The organism is Thermoplasmata archaeon (assembly GCA_035632695.1).
Taxonomy (GTDB): Archaea; Thermoplasmatota; Thermoplasmata; order RBG-16-68-12; family RBG-16-68-12; genus RBG-16-68-12.
This window is the reverse complement of sequence record DASQGG010000069.1, coordinates 1-5551: the sequence shown is the minus strand read 5'-3', so window position 1 is coordinate 5551 and position 5551 is coordinate 1. Positions and strand designations below refer to the sequence as shown.

Genomic DNA, 5551 nt, shown 5'->3' with positions numbered 1-5551 from the left:
GACATAGACTGCGTGACCGAAATTCGCCACGGACTCGGCGGACCAATCGGGCCTTCGGACATGAAGGTTTCCAACATCGCCTCCGATCGCGGCGAACTCGCCGTCGGTCCCCAGCCTGCGCGAGTTCGGCGGCCTTGCGCTAATGGCTGACCTCCCGGCATCGTTATAGCGGACGCCCTGATGGACAAGACAGGAAGACGAGAGCATGGCCGACGACTGGGCCGCGATCTTGGACGTGGCGCTCAAGGTTGTCACGCTCGGCCTCGGGATCCTCGGCGCTGTCGCCTTCTATTGGCAGTACCGACAGAGGCGGGCGCGTCGAATCATGTTCCTGAACCGCGCCGTGTTCAAACCATGGAGCAAGGTTGAGGTCAGGCAGCGTTCCCGGTCCATGGAGGGGCGCCCTCCTGCGACCATTCGGCTTGCAATCCCTGCGGAGGCCGTTCCGAAGGACGTAGATCCAACGGTACCCTCCGATGGTCTCGATATCGAAGAGCTTCGTGGTGCGGCCGATGGGGAGGGCTTGCTGGCGCTGCCGCTTTCCAGATTATCGCCCTCCGAGCGTGTACTTCGCGCGAAGTGCCGACAGGCGTGGCGCGAGTGGCAAGTCGTGAGGGAATGGGTCCGGAAGTACGAGGCTACCCGTGAACGCAGGCGGGCTCTCCTTGAGGGCAGGGTGACCCGAGATATGGCGGCCACCTATCCGACTCTCCGTCCCACGACCCACCAACGGGTCGAGTTGAACACCTATGTTCCTGCAAACATCCTAGCGAGGGAAGAGGAGGAGAGCGATTGGTGCGTTAACCCCGACTACACGCGCGTTCAACTCGGCGCGAGCCGATACTCCGACGACCACGGTGGCTTCGTCCGAGAGATTGCCGACGCCTGGCCCCTACTCCGGGCCTCGGAGGAGATCGTCGCCGACGCGGTAGCCTTCAACCACCTCCGCGACACGTGGATCGACGATCCCGCCATCAAGGAGCTGGCGACAGAAATGGCCGGGCAACTCGATGCCCTCGAAAAGGCGGCGGCGCGATTCCGCGAACTCGTGCGAGACATCGCGTTCTACGTGGATCTCGAATTCCCATCAACGACCTAGCGGGCCGCCGACCTAGTGGGTCCTCGGCCGTGATCTGGCGTCCGCGTCGAGGACAGCCGCGCGGAGCCCCCGCTCCTCGGCGCCATCCGACGTTGAATGACGAGCCGCTACACGCGTGGTGGCTGTGATCCCCAGAGCCGCCGCGTCTGAGACTCTTCTGCGACCTTTTGCTGATCGAGTCGGAACGACTGTTCCACGCTGCCGTCGGAATCGCGAACCGCCGCGAGGAAGATGACAGCCTTTCCGACTTGCACATCAATCCTGATCTGCCCAATCAGGACGTTCAGGTCCGGATACATCGGCCAACCCGTCCCAGGGTTCACGTTAAAGGAGAATACCCGGAATTGACCAGGATTGATACTGGATAAGTCCTCGAAGTTCGCACCGATGGCCGCGACGCCAACGAGGCTTTCCTGAGGCGGGAACGCGAGGTGCCCGGATACGAAGGCGGCAGGCCTCTGCCCGTCGTTCCTGCAATGTACGTCGAGAAGAATGGACTGCTGGGCCGGAGTCTCCGAGGGCTTCACCTCCTTCACCGTGAGTCGGATTTGGCTGCGAGATCTGGCGTGCGACCCGGCCAAGGCGAACGCCTCCGGAAGGGGGACTTCATAGGACTCGTCGCCACGGCGCGCGAAGGCCTGGTTCGTTATCCGCGAATAGTAGAGCGCCGGCTCACGAGACAACAGCTCGACAAGGTAGACCACCTCGTTATCCCTGCAATCGACCTCAACGACGCGGAACATCGGGAACCTGCGCACTGACGGAAGAGAGCCAACGTGCTGGGTTATGGACTGCCGAACCTGATCGGCGGAGCAGCGATCAGGCGAGATCGAGACTATCTTGTCGGGAATGTGAGACTTGGCTCGAACACCGAGGACCAATAGCGCGCTTCTGTCCTCCAGGCCGTTGAGAAAGGAAATCAGGGGACGCACTATTGCGCTCTCCCTAAGGCTGTCGCTCAACTCCGGGGAAGCTCCAAGGGTCTTGTATTCAAGTGTCGCCGACTCCTCCAGCCGATTCTCGATAAAGGTGCGCTCGATGTCAGACCGGCGGATGTCGCTGTCCTTCCCGAAGAGCTCCGCAATCTTGCCCATACAAGCCAACCCCCCTTTTCCGCGGCCCACTTCCCTCCAAGGGTCCGTAGCCTCTCATGTCTTCCCGCACTTAAAAGACGCTCTGGGATTGGACGTCAATCGCCGCCCGCAGATCCTGGACCGTCGCGGCTTGGACCGTCCGGGCCCGCCGGAGGCAGCGCCGGCAGAGGATCACCCTCGCCCCGCTCGTGAGAGAGTAGTTCGTCCGGCTGCCCTGGAGCAGCCCGCAGACCGCACACCAAACCGGCCTGTCCACGAAGGAGCTGAGAAGCTTCACGCGCGCGGGGCTCGGGGGGCCCGAGGGCATCGACGGGGGCGACGTGAGGTAAAGGCTCGCGGGCCGAGGATCGCCGCACCGGTGCTTCTGCCGCATCGCCTCGGAGAAGATCCGCCGGCCGCAGGAGCAGAGGAACGGGAAGCCGTCGCCGCGAGGGCCTTCATCCGACGTTGAATGAGGGAGACAAAGACCGGGGCCCAGGTCGCCGTTGCAGGCCTCAATCGGCCGCGGCTCCCGGGCGCCCGCGCCTGCGGGCCTTCCCGCCCCAGGGATGGGTGCGGTCGTACCACGGATGACACCAACGGTGTCCGCCCGTCCAGGCATCGAGCGGAGACCGGCTTGGCTACTATATGGCTATATTGCGGTACCGCTACGTCATAGCTACCTGTGTCGCCTTTCGAGGCCCACCAGGACCGCGGACATCATCCTCCGCATGGATAGGAGAACGGGCTTGGCCGCCTGGATCTCCGGAGGCGAAACAGGGACCGCAGCGATTGCGGCGTCCAGAGCCCGGAGGAAGGCCTCGCGGTGCTCCTTCTCGCGATCTCGACCAATGCGGCGCCAGCTGTCCTCTCTCTGCTCATCGAGGACCTTCACGAGCTCCTTTCCCGTGTGCTCCTTGAAGGCCTCATCGAAGGCGCTGCTGTACACGTACTTCTCGTAGCCGATCAGCGAGTTGCGGACCCCCTCCTTCACAAACTCGGCCAAGGAGGCGTACCCCAGGTCGGGGTAGGTCTTGAGGAGTACGCGCACCATGTCGAGGAGGTCCGACGGAAGGCTGATCGTCTCGTATCCCTTTGGCAACAGATGCCCCCGCCTCGGGAAAGGACGAGGGAGGTTATGGATTGATTCCGCTACCCATAGCGGAATCCTTATGCCACCCATAGAGTATTCCGCTACCCATGACGGAAGTCGGCTATTCGTCCATCAGCCTCCCGACAGACCTGTGGCAGCGGGTGCAGCGTCTCGCCGGCGTCACGGGTCTGGGCTACAGCTCCCCCACTGAGCTCGTGAAGGAGGCAGTACGCCAGAAGTGTGAAGAACTCGAATCGAAGGCGGGGAGGCGGGCCCGATGATCGCTCGGCTCCCGCACGAGGCCGGCGTGCAATCGCCTTGCGCCTACGAAGCTCAGGGGGTCCTCGTGCTCGTGGGGAAGGTCGCGAGCCTGGAGGACCAGGCCGGAGTCCGCTGGCCGCTTGGAGTCCTGCTCCGCGAGCTCGCAGGGAAGGCCGTGCGCCTCCGCGTCGAGGCCCTCCATGACGAGGGCCAGGAGGGCGCACACCCATGAGCCGAATTCTCGGTGGCCTCGCGGCTGCGGGGCGCGCCCTCGTCTTTCTGGCCGTTGCGGCTGTCACCGTCACCGGCCTCGCGGCGGCGGTCCTCGGGTCCCTGTGGTGGCAGCACCGCGCGAGAGGGAGGGCCGGTCCATGACGCTATGCTCGCCGTGTTCCGCGGCCGCGGGGCAACCTGTGGACCACGCACGAGAGTTCGATCTCCCGCCGCTGCTCGCCCGCTTCGAGCACTTCCTCGCCACAAAGGGGCGGCTCGGCCGGGCCGTGGGCGCGGTGGACCCGGAGCTCCCGACCCGTGCGAAGAACGTGCCCGCGTACCCCATCGAGTCGGTCAAGCACCGCTACTCCTGCCTGATGACCCTAGTGCCCGCGCTGACGGAGATGGGCTACTTGACAAAGGCAGAGGAGCCTGGCCGGTGGGTTTCCGTCCACGACAGGGATCTCCGCGACGTGAGCGCCCGGCAGATTGCGGACTACTTCGTGCGCCGGTACCCGCCCGACCGCTGCCGCACACACACGAAGGGCTGCACGCGATGCTGTCTCCCGTGCCACGTCTCCATGTACAACAAGACCTGCGAGGCCTTCCGGAAGATGGCCGAGTGGCTGTACTTCGAGGAGCGGCTGTACGACAAGCCGGTCTGGTCGAAGGGGAAGCTCGCGGAGGTCTACGCGGTCGCGCGGGTCGTGCGGCTCAAGGAGCAGCCACCCGAGATGAACGACGTTGCCCGGGTCCTCGCCTTCCGCGCGTGGCTCATGGACGAGGCTGAGGCGCCGCCCTTCCGCACCCGCGCCCACGGGGACGCCTACGAGCGCGCCCTCGCCCTCTACGAGAAGCTGGGCAGCGCGAAGGAGGTCGCCGCGCGGCTCAAGGTTCCCTACACGACCGTCTGCTTCTGGATTCAGGGGCAGCGCCAGCCGGGCGGACCGTCGAAGATCCGCGCGGAGATGCCCCGCCTCTACGGCTGGTCCCTGTGGTTCCTCACGGAGATCGGGGCCCGGTACGAGGAGATGGTCCACGCTGAGTTCCCCCTCGAAGGCCCGTTCGCGCGGTGGGACCCGCGCGCGGGCACCGTCTCCCTGATCGGGAAAGGCAAGTGGGGCGGCAAGCCTCGCACGGTCACGCTGACGAAGGAGCAGGGCGAGCGCATGGCGGAGCTCGTGGCCTGGCGCACGCGGCTCGGGGCGGTCTTGAGGGAGTGGACCGGCCACGATCCCGCGCCCCGCCTGTTCGTCACGCTCGCGGACTCGCCCACGAGCACGGGCAACGCCCTCCGCGAGACCCCGGGGCCCTGGAACGCAACCCTGCGGCGTTGGGCAGAGCGGTTCAACGAGCACGTCGAGGGGGAGGGCGAGCCCGAGCGGGCCCTCGACATCTCCCTCGTTTCGTCTCACAAGGCAGGACGCGCCGTCAGCATTACCAAACTCGCCCTGGCCGGGGTCTCGGAGAAGGTCATCATGGAGGAACGAGGAATCGACGACCACGCCACGGTCGAACGCTACATCCGGCTCGACCGGGAAGGCAAGCGGGGCGTCCTGGAGGCCGCCGAGCAGACCCTCGCCCGCCGCGCGAACGGGAACCCACAGGCCGCCGATGATGGCGTGAACGGCGCGGTCCTCGAAGAACTCCGGAGTCTGCGAAAGACCGTCGAGGAACTCCGCGCGGAGATCCGCGGGAAGGATGAGGAACTGAGGCGGGAGAGGGAGCGGGCCCGCGAGCTCACGGACCGATTGCTCGGGGCGGAATCATGATGCCGCAGGACGAGGGAAGGGGAGACCAGTCGGCTCCCCA

At 65.5% G+C, this 5551-nt stretch carries 8 protein-coding genes; 5 read left to right on the top strand and 3 right to left on the bottom strand.

The features are described 5' to 3' along the window. The first annotated feature begins 205 nt into the window (after nt 1–205). Nucleotides 206–1099, top strand: coding sequence for a hypothetical protein (locus VEY12_05470; protein ID HYM39578.1), 894 nt, complete (start codon nt 206–208; stop codon nt 1097–1099). Between the two features lie 107 nt (nt 1100–1206). Here VEY12_05470 and VEY12_05465 read toward each other — a convergent pair whose 3' ends face one another. From VEY12_05465 to VEY12_05455, 3 genes are all read right to left on the bottom strand, one after another. Next, complete coding sequence (locus VEY12_05465) at nt 1207–2193, bottom strand: hypothetical protein (protein HYM39577.1); 987 nt, start codon at nt 2191–2193, stop codon at nt 1207–1209. Nucleotides 2194–2263: 70 nt separating this feature from the next. Next, on the bottom strand, nt 2264–2566 hold the full coding sequence (locus tag VEY12_05460) for a hypothetical protein (GenBank protein ID HYM39576.1): 303 nt from the start codon (nt 2564–2566) through the stop codon (nt 2264–2266). A gap of 285 nt (nt 2567–2851) precedes the next feature. Then, nucleotides 2852–3274: a hypothetical protein gene (locus VEY12_05455; GenBank protein HYM39575.1), complete on the bottom strand. Its 423-nt coding sequence runs from the start codon at nt 3272–3274 to the stop codon at nt 2852–2854. Between the two features lie 98 nt (nt 3275–3372). Here VEY12_05455 and VEY12_05450 point away from each other — a divergent pair, with 98 nt between their 5' ends. Genes VEY12_05450 through VEY12_05435 form a run of 4 tightly spaced genes read left to right on the top strand, consistent with a single transcriptional unit; the run spans nt 3373 to nt 5511 of the window. Next, nucleotides 3373–3546: a hypothetical protein gene (locus VEY12_05450; GenBank protein ID HYM39574.1), complete on the top strand. Its 174-nt coding sequence runs from the start codon at nt 3373–3375 to the stop codon at nt 3544–3546. After that, nucleotides 3543–3758: a hypothetical protein gene (locus VEY12_05445; GenBank protein ID HYM39573.1), complete on the top strand. Its 216-nt coding sequence runs from the start codon at nt 3543–3545 to the stop codon at nt 3756–3758. The genes VEY12_05450 and VEY12_05445 overlap by 4 nt, the downstream gene beginning before the upstream one ends. Further along, the gene (locus VEY12_05440; GenBank protein HYM39572.1) at nt 3755–3901 is read left to right on the top strand and encodes a hypothetical protein; all 147 of its coding nucleotides are present in this window, start codon (nt 3755–3757) and stop codon (nt 3899–3901) included. The genes VEY12_05445 and VEY12_05440 overlap by 4 nt, the downstream gene beginning before the upstream one ends. Nucleotides 3902–3939: 38 nt before the next feature. Next, nucleotides 3940–5511, top strand: a complete 1572-nt coding sequence (locus VEY12_05435; GenBank protein HYM39571.1) for a hypothetical protein — start codon at nt 3940–3942, stop codon at nt 5509–5511. The last annotated feature ends 40 nt before the right edge of the window (nt 5512–5551 follow it).

Coding starts and splice junctions, on each gene's coding strand:
- VEY12_05470 (HYM39578.1), top strand. CDS start 206: ATGGCCGACGACTGGGCCGCGATCTTGGACGTGGCGCTCAAGGTTGTC.
- VEY12_05465 (HYM39577.1), bottom strand. CDS start 2,193: ATGGGCAAGATTGCGGAGCTCTTCGGGAAGGACAGCGACATCCGCCGG.
- VEY12_05460 (HYM39576.1), bottom strand. CDS start 2,566: ATGCGGCAGAAGCACCGGTGCGGCGATCCTCGGCCCGCGAGCCTTTAC.
- VEY12_05450 (HYM39574.1), top strand. CDS start 3,373: ATGACGGAAGTCGGCTATTCGTCCATCAGCCTCCCGACAGACCTGTGG.
- VEY12_05445 (HYM39573.1), top strand. CDS start 3,543: ATGATCGCTCGGCTCCCGCACGAGGCCGGCGTGCAATCGCCTTGCGCC.
- VEY12_05440 (HYM39572.1), top strand. CDS start 3,755: ATGAGCCGAATTCTCGGTGGCCTCGCGGCTGCGGGGCGCGCCCTCGTC.